The organism is Blautia marasmi (genome assembly GCF_900258535.1).
GTDB classification, from domain to species: domain Bacteria; phylum Bacillota; class Clostridia; order Lachnospirales; family Lachnospiraceae; genus Blautia; species Blautia hominis.
On record NZ_OIWX01000001.1, the window covers coordinates 4,726,755 to 4,750,363 of the forward strand.

At 46.6% G+C, this 23,609-nt stretch carries 17 protein-coding genes; 14 read left to right on the top strand and 3 right to left on the bottom strand.

Going from position 1 to position 23,609, the window contains the following annotated elements; translation table 11 throughout:
* Window positions 1-6: 6 nt before the first annotated feature.
* Together C6P39_RS20680 and C6P39_RS20685 are read left to right on the top strand one after the other, a co-directional pair.
* Window positions 7-1,809, top strand: a complete 1,803-nt coding sequence (locus C6P39_RS20680) for an ABC-F family ATP-binding cassette domain-containing protein (protein WP_104805041.1) — start codon at window positions 7-9, stop codon at window positions 1,807-1,809.
* Window positions 1,810-1,941: 132 nt separating this feature from the next.
* Entirely contained in the window at window positions 1,942-2,841 is a 900-nt protein-coding gene (locus C6P39_RS20685; RefSeq protein ID WP_104805042.1) for a tocopherol cyclase family protein, read from the top strand.
* 18 nt (window positions 2,842-2,859) lie between these two features.
* On the opposite strand, the gene C6P39_RS20690 is transcribed toward C6P39_RS20685, so the two are convergent.
* Window positions 2,860-3,243, bottom strand: a complete 384-nt coding sequence (locus C6P39_RS20690; RefSeq protein ID WP_242987094.1) for a winged helix-turn-helix transcriptional regulator — start codon at window positions 3,241-3,243, stop codon at window positions 2,860-2,862.
* Between the two features lie 200 nt (window positions 3,244-3,443).
* Here C6P39_RS20690 and lon point away from each other — a divergent pair, with 200 nt between their 5' ends.
* Window positions 3,444-5,720 carry an endopeptidase La gene (gene lon / locus C6P39_RS20695; RefSeq protein WP_095175234.1) on the top strand — a complete coding sequence of 759 codons (2,277 nt, stop codon included), beginning with the start codon at window positions 3,444-3,446 and terminating at the stop codon, window positions 5,718-5,720.
* A 94-nt stretch (window positions 5,721-5,814) separates the two neighbouring features.
* Here the strand turns inward: lon and C6P39_RS20700 are convergent, their stop codons facing one another.
* Together C6P39_RS20700 and C6P39_RS20705 are read right to left on the bottom strand one after the other, a co-directional pair.
* The gene (locus tag C6P39_RS20700) at window positions 5,815-8,259 is read right to left on the bottom strand and encodes a cation-translocating P-type ATPase (RefSeq protein WP_408608208.1); all 2,445 of its coding nucleotides are present in this window, start codon (window positions 8,257-8,259) and stop codon (window positions 5,815-5,817) included.
* Between the two features lie 182 nt (window positions 8,260-8,441).
* Complete coding sequence (locus tag C6P39_RS20705) at window positions 8,442-9,674, bottom strand: AraC family transcriptional regulator (RefSeq protein WP_104805043.1); 1,233 nt, start codon at window positions 9,672-9,674, stop codon at window positions 8,442-8,444.
* A gap of 244 nt (window positions 9,675-9,918) precedes the next feature.
* Between C6P39_RS20705 and C6P39_RS20710 the strand changes: the two genes are divergently transcribed.
* The 11 genes from C6P39_RS20710 (at window position 9,919) to C6P39_RS20760 (ending at window position 23,604) form a co-directional block, all read left to right on the top strand.
* On the top strand, window positions 9,919-10,761 hold the full coding sequence (locus tag C6P39_RS20710; RefSeq protein ID WP_104805044.1) for an HAD family hydrolase: 843 nt from the start codon (window positions 9,919-9,921) through the stop codon (window positions 10,759-10,761).
* Window positions 10,762-10,778: 17 nt separating this feature from the next.
* A complete protein-coding gene (locus C6P39_RS20715; RefSeq protein WP_104805045.1) occupies window positions 10,779-12,488 on the top strand; it encodes a glycoside hydrolase family 3 protein in 1,710 nt (569 codons plus the stop codon).
* Between the two features lie 12 nt (window positions 12,489-12,500).
* On the top strand, window positions 12,501-13,901 hold the full coding sequence (locus tag C6P39_RS20720; protein ID WP_104805046.1) for an MFS transporter: 1,401 nt from the start codon (window positions 12,501-12,503) through the stop codon (window positions 13,899-13,901).
* A 15-nt stretch (window positions 13,902-13,916) separates the two neighbouring features.
* A complete protein-coding gene (locus C6P39_RS20725; protein WP_104805047.1) occupies window positions 13,917-15,116 on the top strand; it encodes an NAD(P)-dependent oxidoreductase in 1,200 nt (399 codons plus the stop codon).
* A 191-nt stretch (window positions 15,117-15,307) separates the two neighbouring features.
* Window positions 15,308-16,447, top strand: coding sequence for an aldo/keto reductase (locus C6P39_RS20730; RefSeq protein WP_104806005.1), 1,140 nt, complete (start codon window positions 15,308-15,310; stop codon window positions 16,445-16,447).
* Between the two features lie 406 nt (window positions 16,448-16,853).
* On the top strand, window positions 16,854-17,582 hold the full coding sequence (locus tag C6P39_RS20735; protein WP_104805048.1) for a hypothetical protein: 729 nt from the start codon (window positions 16,854-16,856) through the stop codon (window positions 17,580-17,582).
* A 10-nt stretch (window positions 17,583-17,592) separates the two neighbouring features.
* Window positions 17,593-17,859 (top strand): DUF1905 domain-containing protein, encoded by a 267-nt coding sequence (locus C6P39_RS20740; protein ID WP_095175386.1) that lies wholly within the window; start codon window positions 17,593-17,595, stop codon window positions 17,857-17,859.
* 221 nt (window positions 17,860-18,080) lie between these two features.
* Complete coding sequence (locus C6P39_RS20745; RefSeq protein ID WP_104805049.1) at window positions 18,081-18,929, top strand: Rpn family recombination-promoting nuclease/putative transposase; 849 nt, start codon at window positions 18,081-18,083, stop codon at window positions 18,927-18,929.
* A gap of 887 nt (window positions 18,930-19,816) precedes the next feature.
* Window positions 19,817-21,493: an ABC transporter substrate-binding protein gene (locus tag C6P39_RS20750; protein ID WP_104805050.1), complete on the top strand. Its 1,677-nt coding sequence runs from the start codon at window positions 19,817-19,819 to the stop codon at window positions 21,491-21,493.
* A gap of 198 nt (window positions 21,494-21,691) precedes the next feature.
* Entirely contained in the window at window positions 21,692-22,708 is a 1,017-nt protein-coding gene (locus C6P39_RS20755) for an ABC transporter permease (RefSeq protein WP_095175245.1), read from the top strand.
* Between the two features lie 5 nt (window positions 22,709-22,713).
* Window positions 22,714-23,604, top strand: a complete 891-nt coding sequence (locus C6P39_RS20760; RefSeq protein ID WP_065542275.1) for an ABC transporter permease — start codon at window positions 22,714-22,716, stop codon at window positions 23,602-23,604.
* Window positions 23,605-23,609 lie beyond the last annotated feature (5 nt).

A 23,609-nucleotide genomic window follows, 5' to 3' on the forward strand; every position in this document is an offset into this window, starting at 1 on the left:
TCACAAATGAACATATTAAATATAGAACATATCAGTAAAATATACGGGGATAAGATCATCTTTGAGGATGCGTCCTTTGGCATTCACGAAGGGGATAAAATCGGGATAATCGGCATCAACGGCACAGGAAAGACTACATTGCTCCGAATGGCTGCCGGGATCGAGGAACCGGATTTGGGGCAGATTGTCAGGCAGAACGGACTGCGGATTGCGTATCTGCCTCAGAATCCGGAATTTCCCCGGGATGCAACCGTGTCCTCCTATGCCCTTGGAAAATCAGCGGAGACGGACTGGATGGTGGAGAGCAACCTGACAAAGCTTGGGATCGTGCAGTATGACACACCGCTGGCACAGTTGTCGGGAGGGCAGAGAAGGAAGGTAGCTATGGCGAAGGTGCTGGCTTCCGAGTTTGACGTCCTGCTGCTGGATGAGCCAACCAACCATCTGGACGAGGAGATGATCGCCTGGCTGGAAGCTTATCTGAGGGAATACAGAGGCGTGATTCTCATGGTCACCCATGACCGTTACTTTCTGGACAAGGTATCCAACCGGATCCTGGAGATCAGCCGGGGAAACATGTACAGCTATGATGCCAATTATTCCAAATTCCTGGAACTGAAAGCAGAGCGGGAGGAGATGGAACTGGCCTCTGAGCGCAAACGGCAGAGTGTCCTGCGCATGGAGCTGGAGTGGGCCAAGCGGGGCTGCCGTGCCAGAAGCACCAAGCAGAGAGCCAGACTGGAACGCCTGGAAGCCTTGAAAAACGGAAAGACCCCGGTGCAGGATCAGACTGTGGAGATGGATTCTGTGGAGACAAGGATGGGCAAAAAGACCATTGAGCTACACCACGTGGGAAAAAGCTATGGCGGGACAAAGCTTGTGGATGATTTTGACTATATTGTGCTGAGAAACCAGAGGCTGGGCATTATCGGTCCAAACGGCTGCGGAAAGTCCACCCTGATCAAGATGATAGCAGGTCTGATCCAGCCGGATTCCGGGGAAATTGAAATCGGGGAGACCATTAAGATTGGGTATCTGGCACAGGAGGAGCCGGATTTGGATACAGACCGGCGGGTCATCGACTATATCAGGGATATTGCTGAGTATGTGCAGACAAGAGATGGAAAGATCAGTGCCTCACAGATGCTTGAGAGATTTTTATTCACACCGGATGTGCAGTATACCCCTGTGTGCAAACTCTCCGGCGGGGAGAAGCGGAGGCTGTACCTGCTCTCGGTGCTCATCAGCGGTGCCAATGTCTATATCCTGGATGAGCCATCCAACAACTTGGATATTCCTACACTTACCATTTTAGAGGATTACCTGAATTCTTTTTCCGGGATCGTGATCACTGTGTCCCATGACCGGTATTTTCTGGACAATGTAGTGGACCGGATATTTGAATTTGACGGAAATGGACATCTGCAGCAGTACGAGGGCGGCTACACGGATTATCTGGAGGCAAAGGAGAGAAGGCATTCAGACACGGACAGCAGCATTTCCCTGAAAAAGGAGGTCCCGGAGAAAAAGGAGGCAGCCAAAGACTGGAAGCTGAACCGCCCGGCAAAGCTGAAATTTACATTCAAAGAACAGAGAGAATACGATACCATAGATGATGACATCGCGGCTCTGGAAGAAAAGATAGAAAAGCTGGACGATGATATGATGGCAAATGCCACAAACTCTTTAAAATTGTCCGAACTGACAGCCGAGAAGGAAAAAGCAGAGGCAGAACTGGAAGAAAAGATGGAACGCTGGGTATATTTAAACGACCTGGCTGAAAAAATCCAAGAACAGAAAAATGCCTGAGTCAAATCACGTATATGGTTTATAAATGCCGCACATCCTAAATGTGTCCAAAAGCAGAAGCAAACATGGGGAACCACCAGTGTATCACCGGCACCCCATGTTCGGATAAACTTAGACACAGAGGTGAAGAACATGAAAAAGACATGTATTCAGAAGGGATGTGCGGCATTTTCCTTTCCTTATTTTGAAGGATGGTATCTGAAACACCAGAATCAGGAGAATACCATTGCATTTATCCCTGCCGTACATGGGGATAAAAGCGGAAAGTGGACCGTATCTCTTCAGGTCGTCACAGAGGATGGCGCCTGGTATTTCACGTATCCCAAAGAGGCGTGCCGCATCAGCAGGAAACCTTTTGGCGTCAGAGTGGGAAAAAATATTTTTACGGAGAAGGGTATCAAGGTGGATATAAAGAGCAGGGACCTGACTGTAAAAGGCTGTATGGCATACGCACCTTTTGACAGGCTGTCATATGACATTATGGGGTTTTTTAAATACATCCCCTTTCTGCAGTGCAGCCACGGTGTGCTGAGTATGCACCACAGTCTCAGGGGCAGCCTCCTTGTAAACGGCAGAAAGATCTCCATGACAGGAGGACGGGGATATATAGAGACAGACAAAGGACGCTCCTTTCCAAAGACATATCTCTGGACGCAATGCGGGTTTGGTAAGAGCAGCAGTGTGATGCTGTCTGTTGCGGATATTCCGTTTTTCGGCACTCATTTTCAAGGCTGTATCTGCGCAGTGCATTGCGGTGGAAGAGAATACAGGATGGCCACCTACCTGGGAGTACGCATAGAAGAGTATGGGGACGGCAAAGTGACGATCAGGCAGGGAAAGATGCGTCTGAAGGTGCGCAGACTGGAGGAAGCCTCCCATGACCTGAAAGCACCCGAGTGCGGTGAGATGACCCGTATTATCAGAGAAAGCCCGTCCTGCCGTGTCAGATATGAGTTTTGGTCAGGAGGCGGGCTTGTATTTGATGTGATAGCAGAACAGGCTTCTTTTGAACAGGTGAATGAGAATGACTGACTGCCTGTAGGGAGCCGCCTATTTTGTATCCCTGCATTCCCCGCAGTATGGGGATTGCGTCTGTATTCTGTCCATATGCATTTTCCCCCATTCGGACAGGCTGTCCAGCGGCTCTAAAATACTGCGTCCCTCTTTCGTGAGGGAATATTCCACCCGGGGCGGGATCTCATTATACTGCTCCCGGTGGACAATGCCGTTTTCCTCCAGCTCTTTTAAGGACTGGGACAGCATCATGTTGGTAATGCCGCAGAGCTTTCGTTTCAGGCTGTTATAACGCACAGATTCTTCACGTGCCAGAATACAGATAATAGGAAGCTTCCATTTTCCGCCCACCAGATTCAACGCATATCTCAGCGGACAGACAGCTTCCGTTTCCTTTTTTTCCATTGATGCTGCATACATAACCGGTTTCCTTTCCTTAATGAGATAGTAGGTATGAAAAAACATACCTGGTATGAAAATACTGCGTACTTGTAAAATGTTTATTTAATGATAGAATTATATCACAATACTTGGCGGATTCCAACGGATTCGCTATATATTTTAACTTGATGCTAGCACTCAATTTGAATGAGTGCTGATAATACGAGGAGGATGCACCTATGATTACAATACCGATTTACGATATGATGATACTGCCCGGCGTTACCTTCTTTTTCAAAAAGGACATTTTCACAGACCGGGAGATTACTGCGGAGCATGTGGGTGAGGATGTGTTGTTCCTGATGATGAAGCAGGATAAGAAGCGGGAAGATATGACGCCGGAGGACATCTGCCCTATCGGGGTTTCCGGCAAGATCGAGAGTATAGACGAGGAAGGCAATATTCGTGTCCATACAAAAGAGCGTGTCCTGATCACGGATGTGGAAGTGACCATGCAGTCCATCTCCGCTTCGGCAGCGATCTGTGGCGAGGTGGAGGATATCTCGGACGAGGAGATGCAGAAGCGTTTTGAAGCGCTCAAAAGAGATCTGCTGAAATTTGTACAGATGTTTCAGTGGGGTGTGTGGGCGAGAAGCTTTATCCTGCACTGGAAAAATATGAACGAGATCCTCTGTGCCCTTTCAGGCTATCTGAATCTCTCCTGGCCGGAAAAATATGCCGTTTTGGAGGCGGAGACCAGGGGACAGCGCTGTGAACGGATTGAAAAGGCGATCTATGAATTTATTGAATTGTTCAAGGTCAGTGAGGAAGCCCAGAGTGCCCAGAAGGAGACCCATGAACAGGCATACAGGGAGTCAGCCATTAAAAAACAGATTGATTTTCTGCAGAACCAGCTGGATGAGATGCATCCGGAGAATATTTCCGATGTCCGCAGATTTGAAACTAAAATAAAAGAAGCGGGCATGAATGAGGAGGCAGAAAAGGAGGCCGGAAAGGTTCTGAACCGGATGAAACAGGAGGGCAAGGACAGCCATGAGTATGGCCTGCTCTATGATTATCTGGATTTTGTGACAAGTCTTTCCTGGAAAACAGAGGAGTTACCGGAGATAGATCTGGAGGAAGCGGAGAAGATCCTGGATGAGGAGCACTATGGCTTGAAAAAGGTAAAAGACAGGATCATCCAGCAGATAGCAGTCATGGCTCTGAATAAAAAACAGTCCGGTTCCATTCTGCTGTTTGTGGGAGCACCCGGAACAGGCAAAACCAGTATCGGGCAGAGCATAGCCAAAGCCCTGCACAGGGAATATGTGAGGATCAGCCTGGGCGGCATCCGTGACGAGGCTGAGATCCGAGGCCACAGGAGGACGTATGTAGGTGCCATGCCGGGCAGGATCATGGAGGGTATGAAACGAAGCGGTGTCCAGAACCCTGTCATGGTGCTGGATGAGGTGGATAAGCTCACAAAGGATTATGGCGGAGACCCTGCAAGTGCCCTTTTGGAGGTACTGGATCCGGAACAGAACAACAGCTTTACAGATCACTATATGAATGTGCCCTATGACCTCTCCAATGTATTTTTTGTCTGTACGGCCAACAGCACGGATACCATACCGGAACCACTTTTGAATCGTATGGAAGTGATTCAGTTTCCGGGTTATACACCCATAGAAAAGTCCCATATCGCCAGAAAACATCTGCTTCCCAAGGCAATGAAGAGCATGGGAATCAAGGCTCAGAATCTGAAAGTGACAGATGAAGCGATCGGGAAGATCATCAGCGATTATACGGCTGAAGCGGGAGTCCGCGGTCTGAAAAAACAGATGGATATCTTATGCCGTTTTGCGGCAGTGAAACTGGTAAAAGGAGAGCAGAAGAGTATCACGGTCAGTGAAAAGCGTGTCCCTGAGTTTTTAGGAAGAAACGCCTTGCATCACGAGGGCATACTCAAGGAGGCTGCACCGGGTGTGGTGACAGGATTAGCCTGGACCAGAGCCGGAGGAGAGATCCTGTTTGTGGAGACCACGCTCACGAGGGGCAGCGGTAAAGTGCGGATCACCGGACAGTTGGGGGATGTGATGAAAGAATCCGCTGAGATTGCCCTGACGCTGGTAAAAGCCATGTACCCGGAAGAGGCCAAGCAGCTTGATGAAAAAGACCTTCATATCCATGTTCCGTCCGGAGCAGTTCCAAAGGACGGTCCCTCTGCGGGCATTACCCTGGTCACAGCGCTGTCCTCCCTTGTAACGGGAAAAGCAGTTGCTCCTGAATATGCCATGACAGGGGAAGTTTCCCTTCGGGGCGGCGTCATGCCCATTGGAGGTCTTCCGGAAAAACTCATGGCAGCGCAGAGAGCCGGCGTGAAAAAAGTATTCATCCCTTATGAAAACGTGGAGGATCTGGAGGAAGTGGCAGAGGAGGTAAAGGAAAAACTGGAGATCATCCCGGTAAAGAAAGCCACAGAGGTTCTGGAACGGGTTTTCCATGAGGAAAAATAAAGATAGAAAAAAGTTACGGTCAGATACGAATCCGGTATCTGGCCGTAACTTTTTCTGCCTGTAACTGTGAGGGTACTGAACAGTTACTTGGGTTTTATAATAATTCGTCCGCACTATGCTGTTTCAGGCGCAGATACAAGATGCGGCATTTTTCAATCGCCAGTGTAAGATATCTGAGCACAGGCTCTGTGGCAATGGCGAAAACCACAAAGAGCATGATGCATTTCGTGGACATGCCGGTCAATGCAAACAGATTGTTCAAGAACAAGCTGCAGAATATAAGTCCGGCAATGGTTCCAAGTAAGATCCCCACACGGATCTTGTTCATAGGTGCACTGATCTTGTAGAGGATCATAAACCCTACGATCGCCAGCAGCATGGTAGCAGCGGTTGAGATATCCGTGGAATTTACCCCGAAAGTCCTTCCAAATACCACCAGTGCGCCCACGGCGAGAACATCTGTCAGCGCCGCAGGCATGGCTTTCAGACAAACATTGGTGAGAAAATGCCCTTTGATAATATTTTTGTTTGGCTCAAGTGCCAGGAAAAATGCAGGGATGCCAATAGTAAACATACTGATCAGGGATACCTGTGAGGGTTCCAGCGGATACGTCAGCATAAACACAACAGAGAACAGGGAGAGCAGGAAGGAAAAAATATTTTTGACCAGGAACAAACTGGCAGAACGCTGGATGTTGTTTACCACCCGTCTTCCCTCCAGTACTACCTGGGGCATACAGGAAAAGTCCGATTCCAGCAGTACGAGCTGGGAGGCCTGAGCCGCGGCATCACTGCCGGATGCCATGGCAATGCTGCAGTCCGCATCTTTCAGTGCCAGCACGTCGTTGACACCGTCTCCTGTCATGGCAACGGTTTTCCCCGCAGCTTTTAATATCTGTACAAACTGCCGTTTCTGGTTTGGTGTGACACGTCCGAAGACAGCGTTGTTTAGAACCGCTTCCTGTATTTCTGCGTCAGTCTCCAGTTCTGAGGCATCCACGTAATTCTCTGCTCCGGCTATGCCGGCCTGTTTGGCAACCTCAGAAACGGTGGCAGGATTGTCCCCGGATATCACCTTCACCTCCACACCCTGTTCGGCGAAGTAAGTAAAAGTTTCTTTTGCCTGCTTGCGGATAGGGTTTGCGAGGAGAATATAGCATAAAGGTATAATGGGGGCGGCAAGTGCCTTGCCGTCAATCTCCTCATCATAAGTTCCGAATACCAGAACACGTGAGCCTTTGGACGCATATTCTAAAATTTCCTCTTTGTAGTCATCATAATCTTCCTTCAGGACGAATTCCGGAGCGCCCAGTACATAGGCAGTATCTTTAAAGGTGACGCTGCTGTATTTGGTTGCAGAGGAGAATCCTGTTTTACTGACCGGCTTCTTTTTCGTGGCAGTTTTAAAATGCTTTTTGATAGCTGCCATGGTGATGTTATCGCTGCTCATGGCTGCCGCAAAATCACTGATCATCACAGACAGAGGCTCCATCTCATCGGGATCATATTCTTCTGTCTCTATGACCTCCCGGACTTCCATGGAATTTTCTGTGATGGTTCCGGTCTTATCTACACAGAGTACATCTACTCTTGCCAGGGTTTCAATACATTTCATATCGTGCAGCAGGACTTTTTTCTGTGCCAGCCGGATAGAGCTCACTGCCAGGGCAACACTTGCAAGAAGGTATAAACCCTCAGGGATCATACCGATGACGGCAGCCACCATGGAGGTCACACTGGAGCGGAAAGCCTCATGCTGAAAGAAAAATGCCTGTATAAAAAGTACAAGGCCGATAGGGATAATGGCAATACCCACGAATTTTACCAGTTTGTCCAGGGAACGTATCATCTCGGACTGCTCCCCGCTCTGCATTTCCTTGGCCTCCAGCGTCAGACGGGAAATGTAGGAGTCCTCCCCGACTTTATCAAGCTTTGCGTGACACTGCCCCGACACAATGAAGCTGCCAGACATAAGCTGGTCGCCTTTTCTCTTGGTGATCTCATCCGCTTCTCCGGTGAGCAGGGATTCGTTGACCTGTACTTCCCCGGCGCTTACCAAAGCGTCAGCACAGACCTGGTTGCCGGCTTTAAAGATGACCATATCATCCAGCACCAGCTCCTCTGCATTTACCACCGAGGTTTTGCCGTTTCGCACGACAGAGGCATTGGGGGCGTTGAGCATGGTCAGATTATCCAGAACCTGCTTGGCCCGTATCTCCTGTATGATACCGATCAATGTGTTGGCAATGATGACCGGGAGAAAAGTCAGGTCTCTGAAAGAACCTACGATACACAGCAGGACTGCCAGCACTACGAAGATCAAGTTAAAGTATGTGAAGACATTGTCATGTATGATCTCTTTCGTTGTCTTGGACGGCGGGTCCACAGCTTTGTTGGTCCAGCCGTGAAGCCTGTGTTCCTGTACCTGCTGACTTGTCAGCCCGGTTTTGTAATCCGGATTATACCGGGTGGTTGGAATCCTGCGGTCTTTTTTCTCCTCCTGAACATCAGACAGCTGCGGTTTTGTTTGCTTTTTCAGTTTTATCTGTTTTTTCACCAGTATACTCTCATTCCTTCCTGACGAAGACCCTTTGTCTTTAGTATTTTCTAACTCTGATGCATATATTCTAACACAAAAGGGAGAAAATTACCAATTTATGCAAACAATTTTAGGCAATATTTCGTAACTATTCAGTAGATCTGCGCATTCACTGCGCTGAATTACTCAGGATGGAGAATCGATTTCTGATACTGTTTCGGAGACATTCCATAGGTCCGTTTAAAAAGCCTGATAAAATAATTCATATCATTATATCCGCAGGAAGCGGCCACCGTGGTGATGGGAAGGGAGGAGGAGTTGATCATTGTGATAGCCCGCCGGATGCGCACCTGATGGATATAATCCGTCAGAGTCATGCCGCTCTCTTTTTTAAACAGCCCGGACAGGTGATTTTTACTCAGGCTGAACATTTCGGCAAAGAAAGTCAGATTTAGATCCTCCGCGTAATGAAAATCAATATAAGAGATCACTTCTTTTATCACCTGGGAATACCCGGTCATGGAATGGTTCCTGACCAGCAGGCAGTATTTGTGGAGCATATCTGTGGACAGATGCTCCAGCTCCCGTTCGGTGCGTGCTTCATTGATCAAAACAGCAAATTTCCCTGACAGATCATCAATATATAAAGGATGCACACCTCCGGACTCCGCAGACTTGCGAAACAGGGTGTTCAGGATTATGACGCCGTGCCGTTTGTTCTGCAGAGCATTATCTGTTCTTGGCCTTAACTGATAAGTCTGGAATTTCTGGTAAAATTCATGGGCGCGCCGGTCATCCCCCTTGGAGACTGCCTCCAGCATTTTATTTTCCACTTCATACCGCTCCTCAATGGTGCTGATGGAAATCTGCGGTTCTTTGCGCAGCTTTAAGATCAGGGGAGAGTGTTCCATAAATATCTCATTTTTGTCCGGCAGATGAGAGACTTTATATTCTACGTGAAATAATCCCCGGGCAAGATTCACGATCAGTGCCTCAAAGCTCTCCATATTATGCAGAACCGGTGTGGAGGAATAGACCAGGCGGATATCTGAAAAAAGGCTGTCCGGTATCCTGCGCTGTTCCATGGTCTTCCGGATCTGTACAGTCTCCAACTGGTTTTCCAGGTACGGGCCTATGACAAAATGAGAAGATTCATAGTCATAGAGATATGCAGCGGGAATATGCACAAGAGTATAGTACATTCCAAAGGAGTCCTCATAGCGGACAATACTCCCGGCTGTCACATACTGTTCCAGAAAAACCTGCAGGGGCTGGTAGTTATAGTCCTCATACAGACGGAGGCGAAGCCCTTTATCCGTCTGGGAGAGATTGGAGCTGTCCTTGAAAATAATATGACATCCCACATTGCAGGCTGTGACGGCCTGCTGAAAAAGTTCCAATTGTTTATGTTCCATCTGTTTTACCTCTCAATACCCAATGGGATTTCCTTACGGTCAGCACAGTGTTTGCGGGGACCTGCGCGAGTGTTTCCGTGTGATACATATTTTAGTATGATTTTACGGAAAAATAATATAATATTCATCTGCAAAATAAAATACCATAAAATTGTGCTAAATTCAATGGATATTATTATTTTTAAAAATCGGTAAACGTTGTATTTTATACATATCAAAAGAGAGAACGAAAGGACGTGAGAACATGAACCATCCTTTTACGGATTTTACAAAGAAACAGGATCACCTCGTATGTATAGATTCAGACGGCTGTGCCATTGACAGCATGGATATCAAACATATCCGCTGTTTTGGCCCGTGCATGGTAAAAGAATGGAATCTGCAGACATATGAAAAGGAGATTCTGAAACGCTGGAATGAGATAAACCTGTATTCTATGACAAGGGGGATCAACCGCTTTAAAGGTCTTGCAAAAGCACTGAAGGAAATTGACAGCAGATATACGCAGATCGAGGATGTGGACACCCTGGTACAGTGGGCGGAGGAAACGGATGAGCTGTCAAATGCCGCCTTACAAAAAGCCATAGCTTCAACAGGCAGTTCAATCCTGAAAAAGGCCCTGAACTGGTCAGAGGCGGTGAATGAGGCCATAAAGCAGATTCCCAGAGAGGATATCAACCCCTTTGCACATGTAAGAGAGAGTATTGAGATACTTCATAAAACGTGTGATATTGCCATTGTCTCCTCCGCCAACTATGAGGCGGTAAAGGAAGAGTGGACCCGGTTCGGCCTTCTGGAACATGTGGATGTACTGCTGGCACAGAATGCAGGCTCCAAGAAGAGCTGCATAGAAAAACTGCTCACCTGCGGATATAAAAAAGAGAATGTTCTGATGACAGGGGATGCGCCGGGCGATATGGATGCGGCAAAAGGAAACGGCGTATTCTATTATCCCATCCTGGTATCCAGGGAGAGCGGAAGCTGGGCAGGTATCCTAAATGCTGTGGAAAGAATGAAGGAGGGCACCTTCGGCGGTGCTTTCCAGGAAGAACTGATACAAACATTTGTTGAAAATCTTATGAAATAAAATTTGGAGGGAATAACATGGTAAATTTAAGAGAAAAACCTTATTATCTGAATGATGAACAGATACAGTGGGTGGAAGACACCATTTCCGGTATGACTACAGAGGAAAAAATAGGACAGCTTTTTGTCAATATGGTGGCAGACGCAGAGGAGAGAAAGCCGGAAAATATCAAGAAGGTACTGGATGCCTATCATCCGGGAGCCATCCGCTATCACAATGCACCAAAAGAAGAATTGTGGGAAATGGCAGACTGTCTCCAGAACACCACAAAGATCCCGCTGCTGATCGCTTCTAACTGTGAGGCAGGGGGAAACGGCGGCTGCCAGGGCGGAACGCCTATTGCCAACGGTGCTGCCATGGCAGCCATAGATGCACCGGAGGAAGTATTTAAAATGGCAGAGATCTCAGCCAGGGAAGCGGCTGCGGTTGGCTGCAACTGGAATTTTGCACCGGTGGTTGATCTGCTCTATAACTGGAGAAATACCATTGTACAGCTCCGTGCCTTTAACGACAGCCCGGACGATGTCATCCGTTATGCAAAATCCTTTTTTAAAGGCATGAAGACACAGAATATTGCTACCTGTATGAAGCATTTTCCGGGGGATGGCACAGAAGAAAATGACCAGCACCTGCTTATGGGCATCAATGAATTTGACTGTGATAAATGGGACCGGACATACGGAAAAGTTTACAAGGAGCTGATTGACGAGGGTGTCATGACCATTATGGCAGGCCACATTGCACTCCCTGCATATTCCAGAAAACTGCGCCCCGGTATCAGAGATGAAGAAATCCGTCCTGCAACCTTGGCACCGGAACTGATCACAGACCTGCTGAAGGGCCAGCTCGGCTTCAACGGCCTGGTTGTCACAGATGCATCCCATATGATCGGTATGTTCGGGGCCACGATTCCCAGAAGCCGGCAGGTTCCCCAGGCGATTGCCGCAGGATGTGACATGTACCTGTTCTTCAATGACAGGGAGGAAGATTTCGGTTATATGATGGAAGGCTATCGAAACGGCACCATCACAGAGGAAAGACTGCAGGATGCCCTTCACAGGATTCTTGGAGTAAAAGCAGCCCTGAATCTTCACAGGCTTCAGAAAGAAGGAAAACTGGTGGCACCCAAAGAAAACCTGGCTGTGGTTGGGTGTGAGGAACACCACAGAGCATCCAGGGAATTTGCCGATAAGTATGTGACCCTTGTAAAAGACCGCCTGCATTATCTCCCCATGACACCGGAGAAATATAAGAGGATCAAGCTTGTGTATATTGGCTCTGAAGCCACTGTGATCGCCGGCATGAAATTTGAATCAAATGATAAAAACATAATCTCGGATATTGTGTCCCAGCTTGAAGAAGCCGGATTTGAAGTGGACGCAGAGGTATCCGCAAAAAAGGGAAAAATAGAAGAGTTCAAAAAACAATATGACTGTGTTCTGCTGGTCCTCAATATACAGGGATTTGCCCAGTACAATACCATGCGGATAAAATGGGATGAGCCTGTAAAACAGCCATGGTATATGTCAGAGCTGCCCACTGTTGTGGTATCTTTGAGCAATACCAATAATCTGATTGATGTTCCTATGGCCAGATGTTACATTAATTCTTATATGGATCATCATGAGAGCTTTGCCGCTGCTTTGGAAAAGATGATGGGTAAAAGTGAATTCAAGGGAAGATACAACGAAAATGTATTTTGCGGAAGATGGGAAACCAGATTCTAAGGGGTGAGAAAAATGAATGAAAACACAATAAAACCGTTTGGGTTAAAGGATAAGATCGGATATATGTTCGGTGATTTCGGCAACGATTTCACGTTTATGTTTTCCAGCACCTTTTTGATGGTGTTTTATATGAAGGTCCTGGGGATCAGCGCCGGGGCTGTGGGAACTCTGTTTCTGGTGGCAAGAATTGTGGATGCTTTTACGGATGTGACTATGGGCCGTATTGTGGATACCTGCAAACCGGGGAAAGACGGAAAATTCAAGCGCTGGATCCGCATTATGGCCGGGCCGGTGGCAATTGCCAGCTTTCTCATGTATCAGTCCGCTTTGGCAGATGCATCCATGGCTGTAAAAATGGTTTATATGTATGTCACTTACATTCTCTGGGGCAGTATCTGCTATACGGGAATCAACATTCCCTACGGCTCCATGGCATCAGCGGTCACGGATGTACCGGAAGAGCGTACGGCCCTCTCCACATTCCGAAGCATCGGCGCCACATTGGCACAGCTTGTCATCGGTGTGGGAGGCCCTATGATCATCTATGTTACAGATGCAAGCGGTGTGCAGGTTATCCGTAATGACGGAAAAATCTTCCCGGTTGTGGCTGGCATTTTCTCTGTCTGTGCCATTATCTGCTATTTTATCTGTTATAAATGCACCACAGAGCGTATCAAGATTGAGCCGGACCCAAATGCGGAGAAGATCTCACTGGCTAAGACCTTCGGGGCTATTTTCTCCAACCGTGCACTGTTGGGTATCGTGGGTGCTGCCATTTTCCTGCTGCTGAGTTCTCTTATGATGTCCAGTGTCAATACCTATCTGTATGCCGATTATTTTGGAAATGTAAAGGCGCTGTCCTCATATAACATGATCACCATGTTGTGTTCTCTGCTCATGGCCACCATTACAGGCATCACGGTCAAGAAGTTTGGAAAAAGAGAATCCGCGGCTGTGGCAACTGTTTTTACAGGAGTTGTTTTCCTGGTATTAGGTTTTATGAATGTAAAAAGCGCATGGGTCTTCGTGATCGTGGCAGCAGTGGGATTTTTGGGTGTGAGCTATTTCAACCTGATCATCTGGGCAAATATCATTGATGTCATTGACGATGTGGAAGTGAGGACCGGCAAGAGGGAGGACGGTACCGTATACGCAGTCTATTCTTTTGCCAGAAAAGTAGGTCAGGCTCTTGCCGGAGGGCTGGGAGGCTATGCACTGGGAATGATCGGTTATGTTTCAACCGCCAAGACCCAGAGTGCGGAGGTTTTAAGCGGACTTTACAAATTGGCGACCATCGTTCCCGGGATCCTTTTTATCTGTGTGGCACTTATGCTGATCTTTGTGTACCCGCTTTCCAAAAAGAAAGTTGAGGCAAATGTAGAATATCTCCGTACCAAGAGAGTAGATAGATAAGAGGGGGCGAAAAGGATGGCTGCACATGTATTGGATGAAGCGAACCGGTGTCTGAACTGTAAAAATCCCCAGTGTCAAAAGGGGTGTCCCATCCATACCCCGATTCCGTCGGTCATACGGCTGATGCTGGAAGGCCGTCTGGATGAGGCCGGATGGAAGCTTTTTGAAAATAATCCCCTGACCACAGTCTGCAGTCTGATCTGCGACCATGAAAAGCAGTGCGAGGGACATTGTGTTCTTGGAAAAAAAGGTGCGCCCGTACATTTTTCTGCTATTGAGAACTATATTTCCAGTACCTACAGCTCCAAGATGGTGAAAGGTCCGGCATCTCCTAACGGGATGCGTGCGGCGATCATAGGTTCCGGTCCGGCAGGTCTTACCATAGCGGTGCTGCTGGCCCGAAAGGGATATCAGGTGACCATCTTTGAGAGCAAGGATAAGATTGGCGGTGTTTTAAGATACGGCATTCCGGAGTTTCGTCTGCCAAAGAGTATCCTGGATGATTTTGAATACCGTCATCTGCGGCTGAAAGATATTAAGGTTCGGCCCAACACTGCGGTTGGCGGGGCAATTTCCATTGAGGATCTGCTTCGGGATGGGTATAAGTCCATCTTTATCGGCACAGGTGTGTGGAGACCGAATACACTTCATATAAAAGGGGAAACACTGGGACATGTGCATTACGGGATCCACTATCTGAATAATCCGGACAGTTTTCATTTGGGGGAGAGAGTGATCGTCATAGGAGCTGGGAATGCGGCTATGGATGTTGCCAGGACCGCAATGCGGAAAGGCGTGCGGTATCTGCAGTGTTTTTCCAGGGATGCTTCGGTTGCTGCCAGTAAAAGTGAATTTGATTATGCTGTGCTGGAAGGCGTGGAATTTGTTTACGGCAAGATACCGGTGGAAATAACAGATGAAGGGGTGATTTTTGCGGATGCCGGGGAGACGAAAGGCACGGAAAAACTTTATCCGGCGGACAGTGTGATCGTGTCAATCAGCCAGGGACCCCGAAACCAGCTTGTCAGAACAACCCGGGGTCTGGATGCAGATGCGTGCGGGCTGCTTGTGACAGACGATTCGGGTCATACCTCGCGGCCTGAGATTTTTGCCAGCGGGGATGTGGTGAATGGCGCCAGGACCGTTGTGGAGGCGGTTGCCCATTCCAAGAAGGTGGCGGAGGCCATGGATCTATATATGAAAAAAACTATGTGATCGTGACGGCACAGCACAGGAGTCCGGGAGGGCTTTTGGGCTGTGTTTTTTTGAAAAAAGGGTATTGACTTGGAGTTAACTTCAAGGAATACAATCTTATTGAACCCGCAGCAGGCAAGATGCGCACTGTGCCTGCGGAAATCAAAAAATGGGTTCGTGAAAGGAAAAATTTATCACAGGAGGATAGGAATATGGTATATAAAAATTATAAAGATCTGAAGCTTTCAGCGCTGGGGTTTGGCGCTATGCGGCTGCCGACAGCGGACGGGAATCCGGATGCGCCCATAGATGAGAAAAAGACAGCGGATATGGTGGCTTATGCCATAGCACATGGTGTCAACTATTTTGACACGGCGTATGGCTATCATGATGGAAATTCGGAAGTTGTGATGGGAAAGGTTCTGGGGGAGTATCCCAGAGACAGCTTTTATCTGGCTACCAAGTTTCCGGGATACGATTTGGCGAACATGGATAAAGTGGAAGCTATTTTTGAAGAACAGCTTAAAAAATGTAATGTGGATTATTTTGATTTTTATTTGTTCCATAATGTTTATGAAAAGAATATCGAGCCGTATATGGACCGGAAATACGGTATTATGGATTATCTGATGAAACAGAAGGAGAACGGAAGGATCAGACATCTGGGATTTTCTGCACACGGGCGTTATGATACGATGAAACGTTTTCTGCAAGCTTATGGAGACAGGATGGAATTCTGTCAGATTCAGCTGAATTATCTGGACTGGAAGCTCCAGGATGCTAAGGCTAAGGTGGAGCTGCTCCGGGAATATAACATTCCCGTATGGGTCATGGAGCCTCTCAGGGGAGGACGGCTGGCAAGTCTTTCACCCAAGAACGAAGAGAAACTAAAGGCTCTGCGCCCGGATGAAAAGATTCCGGCCTGGGGATTCCGTTTCCTGCAGTCTGTTCCGGAAGTGACTATGGTATTGTCCGGCATGTCAAGCATGGAGCAGATGAAGGAAAATATCGCCACCTTTGCAGAGGATAAACCGGTGACGGATGAGGAGATGGAGACGCTGATGGAAGTGACGGACAGTATGCTGGATATCCTGCCATGCACGGCCTGTCGTTATTGTACTGCACATTGTCCTCAGAAACTGGATATTCCCACACTACTGGCACTTTATAATGAGGTGCGTTTTGCCAATGGGCTGATCACGCACATGGCAGTGGAAGCCATGCCGGAGGATAAACGCCCTCACGCATGCATCGGATGCCAGAGCTGTGAGGCGGTATGCCCGCAGCAGCTTGAAATAGCCAAGGCGATGGCTGATTTTACAGAAAAGCTGAACCAGCCTGCCGGTTTGTAGATCGTCAAGATCATAGTTTTAAATGGGAGTAGACCGTAAAGCGGTATTGAATAGGTTACTATTCAGCCTTCAGGCTTCACAGCAACAAAAGCATGCACAGTTCTGCCCTTTAGGGTACAGACTGCATTAATCGCAGGACAGTGGACGGCTGAACTCTTGAATAGATACCTATAATTATTCAATACTGCTTTTTTTATTTTGATATGATATAATGGGTTAGATCAAAACGGGCGTAGGAAAGGAATTGCTGATATGGTATTAATAACTTTTGGCAAGTATTTACGGTAGACAGCCGGTTCCATAAAAGAAGGGATCCGGCTGTTATCAAGGGTATAATTGTGATGCAGAAATCACAAGCGGTCACCTTTCCTGGCATTTTGTCATTTGATCAAACGGGAGATTATCCATGAAGAATCTTATTAAATGCGGTATTATACTTTTGTTTGCTTTGCTTATCTTTTGGGCAGGATATACGGTAGGACAGAACAAGACCGTGGAGGGGCTTTCAGATGAAGGTGATTCCATTACTTTTTATGCTCAGATCAAAGAGATTAACGGAAATTCCATGCTGGTATCCGGCTTGAAGGAAAATGATGTGAATTTCAGAAGTGAGTTTTATCTGTACATTACCTCCAACACAAAATTGGAGTGGCATTTTACGGATATCGCATTGTCTGACTTCGTGCCAGGACAAAATATATCGGTTACTTTTTCCGGGGAAGTACAGGAAACCTACCCTGCTCAGATAAAGAGCGTAAATAAAATCTGTCTTCTGGATGACACAAATCCGGCGCTTGACCGCGTGGAGATTTCATCGGCAAAAACGTATTACATGAATGCCGATGAACTGGGGAAAACAGAGCAGAGCCTTCCATGCCTGACACTTCTGGATAAGGAAAATTTTGTTTTTAGTTATGATATCCTCAACTCTTATATTCCTATGGGTACCTACGAAATCGCGGACGGTGAATTGGTGGCATCAGATAAAGAGAAAGGCTGTCAATATGTCTTTGACGTGGTGGATAAGAACACCTTGAAATTTAGAAAAGAAAAATCGGCGGATGTCTCTCTGATCCGGAAAGATATGGGGATCGAAATCACAGACGGGGCTTTATTTGAACAAAAAGAACAGTGAGGAAAAAAAGATGAACACAAAGACATATGAATTTGAGGCTGTTATAAAAAAGGTTCCCGATATAGATGGGGCATATATTGAATTTCCTTTTGATGTGAGGGAGGAGTTTGGCAAAGGGAGAGTGAAGGTACATGCCACATTTGACAGCATACCGTATGACGGAAGCCTGGTGCGGATGAAAACACCGGGGCATATTATCGGCATAAGAAAAGAGATCAGGCAGAAGATCGGGAAACAGCCGGGTGATATAATCAAAGTTACTATTCAGGAAAGATAATAAGCAAAAATAAAAAGTAAAAGACGGCTTTGCTTTATGCAGGGATACAAAAAAATCCACTTTGTATTTCGTTACAGATTGAATGAAAAAATGTGGTAAATTAATTTGCAAACGCAAATTTTATTATGGAAATTTTAAATACTATGTGATATAATCAAACCAGAATTCCTCTGCCCATGCGGAGGTTGTTTATGAACTAAAACAGAAAACTGGCACAACTGATGTTTAAAGATAATTTTATGTTTGGTGCAGTTATGGTAAATGAGGAAATCTGCCGGAATTTTTTGGAAATGGCGGTGGGTATTCCGATTGAGAAAGTAGAGATCAGCAAAGAGAAAAGCATGATCTACCACCCGGAATACCGCGGTATACGGCTTGATATTATTGCCAGAGATGAAAAAAGCACACATTACAATGTGGAGATGCAAGTGGCAAAAAAGTCCCATTTGGGCAAAAGAGCCAGATATTATCACAGTCAGATGGATATGGAGCTGTTGCTGACGGGAGAAGACTACACATTACTCCCCGCTTCCTATGTGATTTTTATTTGTGATTTTGACCCGTTTGATAAGAAAAGATACCGTTATATCTTCCAAAATGTCTGCAGGGAAACCGGGCTGTCTATGGCTGACGGGAGCACTACCATTTTTTTGAGCACCTGTGGGGAAAATGAAGCGGAAGTGCCGGAAAATCTTATAAAATTCCTGAAATTTGTCAAAGCCGACTTAACAGACAGTACCCGGGACTATCAGGATGATTTTATCAGAAAGATCCAGGAGTCTATAGCAAAGATTAAGGGAAGCCGGGAAATGGAGGAGAAGTTCATGCTGCTGGAAGAGTTATTGAGAGATGAACGTGCCGAGGGAGAAGCAAAAGGACTGGCCATGGGGAAAACAAAAGGAAAAGCAGAATCTGTCCTGCTTCTGCTGGAGGATTTAGGCCCAGTACCCGATGAACTCAGAAAAGCGATCCTGGAGGAACAGGATATGGATATTCTTTCAAAATATCTGAAGCTGGCGGCACATGCAGGCTCTATTGCGTATTTTATGGATGGGATAAACCATATCTGAGAATCTTTATCTTACATAAATGACGCTGCTTGTTTTTACGAAATGCAGGCAGCGGGCTTCTTTTTTTGCGTTTAAAATTCTAAAAACAGATGCTGCAGTTATCTGACTGCGTATCTGCTCTTACAAATCTATGCCGGATCAGGCATGTGACAAATCCAACAATTGACTACATATTTAAGAAGATGGACAGAGGAATTCTAACATATTTCAGCTTATGGAGCAGTATTTTCTGAGAGGCCGTGTGTTCCGCGGCTGTCAGACAGTGGCGTATATTTGTATATCTCAATCGTAACTTGCAGCATATAAGCAGAACATGTAAAAACATGTTGAAATTACTGCTATAAATGTCTTTTTATGAAAGACATTTATAACAGAAATAAAGAATATCAGTTGATTTATATACAAAGTGTCTTTTGTAGGAAGACGAATGTACATTTTATAAATAAGCGGCTCATGAAAAAAATGCAGGAAAAGAAAAAATAACTTGCAAAAAATAAATATAATTATACAGTGATGATTAAAAAACAGTAATCTTATCTCATGTTTTGAATTAATACTTAAAAAATCTCAGCCGTAAAATCAGTTACTGTTCACTCCGTGTCCAGTAACACGCTTCGCGATGCACAGATATGGAGCATTTTGCCCCATATCGCGCTGGCTGCCTCGGGATTTTCATGTGCAAGCGCATAAAAACACCTCACGGGATAACAGCCGTGAATAGTAACCCCTAATCATACAATAAATGCAGGATAAGAAATTAAAACTTGTATTTTTTCTCCTTCTATAGTAAAATGGTTAGCACAGAGTTCTTTGTGTTTACCACGTCAAAGTGGTGTCAGAATGACAGAGCACAGGGAGGACTGCGTGAATCAAAGGAGGGATTTTCTATGAAGAGAAAAGTAATTGCGGCTTTACTCTGCACATCTATGGCGATCACCATGATGGCAGGATGTGGAAGCAACAAGAAGACTGGTGCAGATAACACTGGCGACACAACAAAGACAGAAACTTCCGGTGAAGAAGGAAATGCGGATGCAGAAACAGAAACCGGCACAACAGAAAAGAAAGCCAGCGGCGAAATGCTCACAGAGTTTACTGAGGTTCCGTCTGATGTGGACACAGAGCAGACACTGCGATATGCACAGGGTGCAGACCCCCGTGGTCTTGACCCGGCTATGATCGATGACGGAGAGTCTTCCAAGCCAATCTGCCAGATGTATGAAGGTCTTCTGAAATACGGTGACAGCAATACAGAAGTAGAACCGTGCCTGGCTGAGTCCTGGGAAGTAAGTGAAGATGGATTGACTTATACCTTCAAACTGAGAGAAGGCGTAAAATTCCATGACGGAACAGACTTCAACGCAGAAGCAGTAAAATACAATGTGGACAGACAAACAGTCAATAAAACAGAGGACATGCTTTACGCAGACTTTGTTTACGGTGATGTTACAGAGTGCAACGTGGTTGATGATTATACAGTAGAGTTTAAACTGGGCAAAAAATCCACACCGTTCTTAAACAACCTGGCAATGTCCCTGGGCGCACCCATGGTAAGCCCTACAGCATGTGACGCAGCAAACGGCAACCTGAATGAAGCGCCATGCGGTACAGGCCCGTACAAATTCGTAAGATGGAACAAAAACGAAGCCGTAGTTATGGAAAGAAATGAAGACTACTGGGGTGAGAAGGGTGTTGCAAAAGAGATCATTTTCTCCACGATCCCGGATAACTCCGCACGTGTGGTTGCATTGACAAACGGTGAAGTGGATATTATTGATGGTATTGACGCCACCGTGGTAGACCAGATCACATCTGCCGGCTGTCTGTTATATCAGGCAGAGGGTATGAATATCAACTACATGGCTTACAATACACAGAGAATAACAGACCCAGAGATCAGAAAAGCATTAAATGAAGCGGTCAATGTACCGGAGTTGGTAGAAAGCATTTATAAAGGTTACGCAACCCAGGCTACTACAATTCTTCCGACGTTCATGCCTGGCTACAGTGCAGACGTAAAACAGACGGAATACAATCCGGAAGAGTCCAAAAAGGTACTGGAAGAAAAGGGTATTACAGAACTGAAGATGATGGCTTACACAAACCCGAGACCGTACAATACTGCAACCGGACAGACACTGGCAGAAGCTCTCCAGGGATATTTCGATAAAGTAGGTGTTAAAGTTTCTATTGATTCCTATGACTGGACAACCTACAAAGAAAAACTCGGTGCCGGTGATTATGATATGTGTCTGTACGGCTGGATCGGTGACAACGGTGACCCGGATAACTTCATGTATCTGCTGACACATGAGGACCCGGCAATGAACGTTGCTCTGTACCGTGATGACGAATACAACACCATGCTGTCAGAAGCAGCATCCATGGAAAACGGCGACGAAAGAAATGGAGCTTACGGCAAAATGGAACAGAAGATCGCAGACGAAAATGTGTGGCTGCCGATTTCTCATCAGCAGAACCTGTCAGGTTATGTGTCAAATGTACAGAACTTCATTGCACATCCTACAGGAAATGTTTTCTTGAGCAAGACATATAAGAATTGATTGTAACCGGAAAGGTACCAAACCATTACAATTAATTGGTAAAACAGGATTGCATAAGGGCAGAGAGATCTGCCCTTATATGCGGTCTAAAAGCCTGTTTTACGGAGGAACAGTTCATTTCTGAGAGGGCTTTTTCAAAGACCCCTTGAGAAATGAATTGTTCCGGAGATAATCAAAAGAAAAAAGAGAGGGCAAGACATGTTTAAGTACATAATCAAACGGCTTTTACAGCTCATACCGGTTCTCTTCGGTGTATCCCTGATCGTCTTTTTCCTTATGCGTGTATGTGCACCGGACCCTGCGTCCATAGTATTGGGACAGCACGCTACACAGGAAAGCATGGAAGAGTGGCGGGAGGCGAACGGGCTGAACGAACCCATAGTTACGCAGTATGTAGATTTTATTAAAGGCGCTGTTACCGGTGATCTGGGTACATCCTATTATACAAAAGCACCTGTAACAAAAGAAATTTTCAGTCGTTTCCCGGCTACTGTGGAGCTGGCAATCGTTGCCATTATACTGGCCGCGTTTTTTGGGATCGTGATCGGTGCTGTTTCGGCAGTGAAAAAGAACTCGATTTTTGACAACGGAGGTATGCTGATATCCCTGATCGGAGTGTCCGTACCTATTTTCTGGCTGGGCATTATGCTGATTATTCTATTTTCCGGTGTTCTGCACTGGCTGCCCTCCAGCGGACGGATCGACCCGGCTTTGCGTCCTGATACCGTGACGGGATTTATGATCATTGACAGTATCTTGGAAGGAAACACAGAGGCTCTGAAAGACAGCCTTCTGCATATGGTTCTTCCGGCAGTGACACTGAGTCTTTATTCTATGGCTATCATTGCCCGTATGACACGTTCCAGTATGCTGGAAACGCTGGGACAGGATTACATCCGTACTGCAAGAGCAAAAGGGATCAGCGAAGGCAAAGTGACGAGAAGACATGCACTGCGCAACGCTATGCTTCCCGTCACAACCGTTATCGGCCTGCAGTTAGGTTCCCTGCTTGGCGGTGCGGTATTGACAGAATCTGTATATGCATGGCCCGGAATCGGAAACTACACGGTGCAGTGTATCATGAAATCGGATTTCCCTGTTGTGCAGGGAGTGGTACTGCTGATCGCAGTCATATTCGTGCTGATGAATCTGATCGTAGACGTTATCTATGCATTTTTAGATCCGCGTATCAAATATGTTAAGAAGGAGGTGTAGCCGTCATGCGGAAAAAACAACAGGTACAGACAACAGGAGAGACACTTGAAAAACCGGAATCCCAAATCCGTGTGATGTGGGACACTCTGAAAAAGAATAAGGCAGCAGTGGCGGGTCTTATCGTTATTGTATTTTTTGTATTTTTAGCCATCATGGGAGACTGGCTGGCTCCTTATGATCCGGAGTATTCTGATATGGCCCATACGTTTGTTGCGCCTTGTAAGGATTACTACTTTGGAACAGACCAGCTTGGGCGGGATATCTTTTCCCGTGTACTGTCAGGTACCAAGGTCTCTCTCTTTGTAGGTGTGGCTGCCGTTGTGTATTCTCTGCTGATCGGTACCATCCTCGGTTCTGTGGCAGGGTATTTCGGCGGTAAAGCCGATTCCTTTATTATGAGATGTATGGATATTATGCTCTCCATTCCCTCGATCCTTCTGGCGATCACATTGATGGCAGCACTGGGAAAAGGGCTTGATAAGGCTATTATTGCCATTGGTACCGTGTCAATCCCGGAATACGCCCGGATTGTGCGAAGTTCCATTCTTTCAGTCAAGGAAAATGACTATGTGGCTGCCGCTAAGGTTGTGGGGAATTCTGACAGGAGGATCATCTTTCATCACATCCTTCCAAACGTGGTAAGCTCCATTGTGGTCAGGGCAACCCTTGGTATCTCCACCGCGATCCTGGATACTGCGGCCCTTGGATTCTTAGGCATGGGTGTACAGCCGCCTATGGCAGAGTGGGGAGATATGCTGGGACGTGCGAGGACCTATATTTTCTCAGCGCCCTACACCCTGATTTTCCCGGGTCTTGCCATCACATTGGCAGTGCTGGCATTCAACCTGTTTGGCGACGGCCTGCGCGATGCGCTGGATCCGAAAGAAAGAGTATAAGGAGG

What these genes read in the sequence shown, in the direction of transcription:
- C6P39_RS20730 (WP_104806005.1), top strand. Translation starts at nt 15,308, where the DNA reads ATGGTATATAAAAATTATAAAGATCTGAAGCTTTCAGCGCTGGGGTTT.
- C6P39_RS20760 (WP_065542275.1), top strand. Translation starts at nt 22,714, where the DNA reads ATGCGGAAAAAACAACAGGTACAGACAACAGGAGAGACACTTGAAAAA.
- C6P39_RS20710 (WP_104805044.1), top strand. Translation starts at nt 9,919, where the DNA reads ATGAACCATCCTTTTACGGATTTTACAAAGAAACAGGATCACCTCGTA.
- C6P39_RS20680 (WP_104805041.1), top strand. Translation starts at nt 7, where the DNA reads ATGAACATATTAAATATAGAACATATCAGTAAAATATACGGGGATAAG.
- C6P39_RS20690 (WP_242987094.1), bottom strand. Translation starts at nt 3,243, where the DNA reads ATGTATGCAGCATCAATGGAAAAAAAGGAAACGGAAGCTGTCTGTCCG.
- C6P39_RS20740 (WP_095175386.1), top strand. Translation starts at nt 17,593, where the DNA reads ATGAACACAAAGACATATGAATTTGAGGCTGTTATAAAAAAGGTTCCC.
- C6P39_RS20755 (WP_095175245.1), top strand. Translation starts at nt 21,692, where the DNA reads ATGTTTAAGTACATAATCAAACGGCTTTTACAGCTCATACCGGTTCTC.
- C6P39_RS20735 (WP_104805048.1), top strand. Translation starts at nt 16,854, where the DNA reads ATGAAGAATCTTATTAAATGCGGTATTATACTTTTGTTTGCTTTGCTT.
- lon (WP_095175234.1), top strand. Translation starts at nt 3,444, where the DNA reads ATGATTACAATACCGATTTACGATATGATGATACTGCCCGGCGTTACC.
- C6P39_RS20720 (WP_104805046.1), top strand. Translation starts at nt 12,501, where the DNA reads ATGAATGAAAACACAATAAAACCGTTTGGGTTAAAGGATAAGATCGGA.
- C6P39_RS20725 (WP_104805047.1), top strand. Translation starts at nt 13,917, where the DNA reads ATGGCTGCACATGTATTGGATGAAGCGAACCGGTGTCTGAACTGTAAA.
- C6P39_RS20750 (WP_104805050.1), top strand. Translation starts at nt 19,817, where the DNA reads ATGAAGAGAAAAGTAATTGCGGCTTTACTCTGCACATCTATGGCGATC.
- C6P39_RS20685 (WP_104805042.1), top strand. Translation starts at nt 1,942, where the DNA reads ATGAAAAAGACATGTATTCAGAAGGGATGTGCGGCATTTTCCTTTCCT.
- C6P39_RS20715 (WP_104805045.1), top strand. Translation starts at nt 10,779, where the DNA reads ATGGTAAATTTAAGAGAAAAACCTTATTATCTGAATGATGAACAGATA.
- C6P39_RS20705 (WP_104805043.1), bottom strand. Translation starts at nt 9,674, where the DNA reads ATGGAACATAAACAATTGGAACTTTTTCAGCAGGCCGTCACAGCCTGC.
- C6P39_RS20745 (WP_104805049.1), top strand. Translation starts at nt 18,081, where the DNA reads ATGTTTAAAGATAATTTTATGTTTGGTGCAGTTATGGTAAATGAGGAA.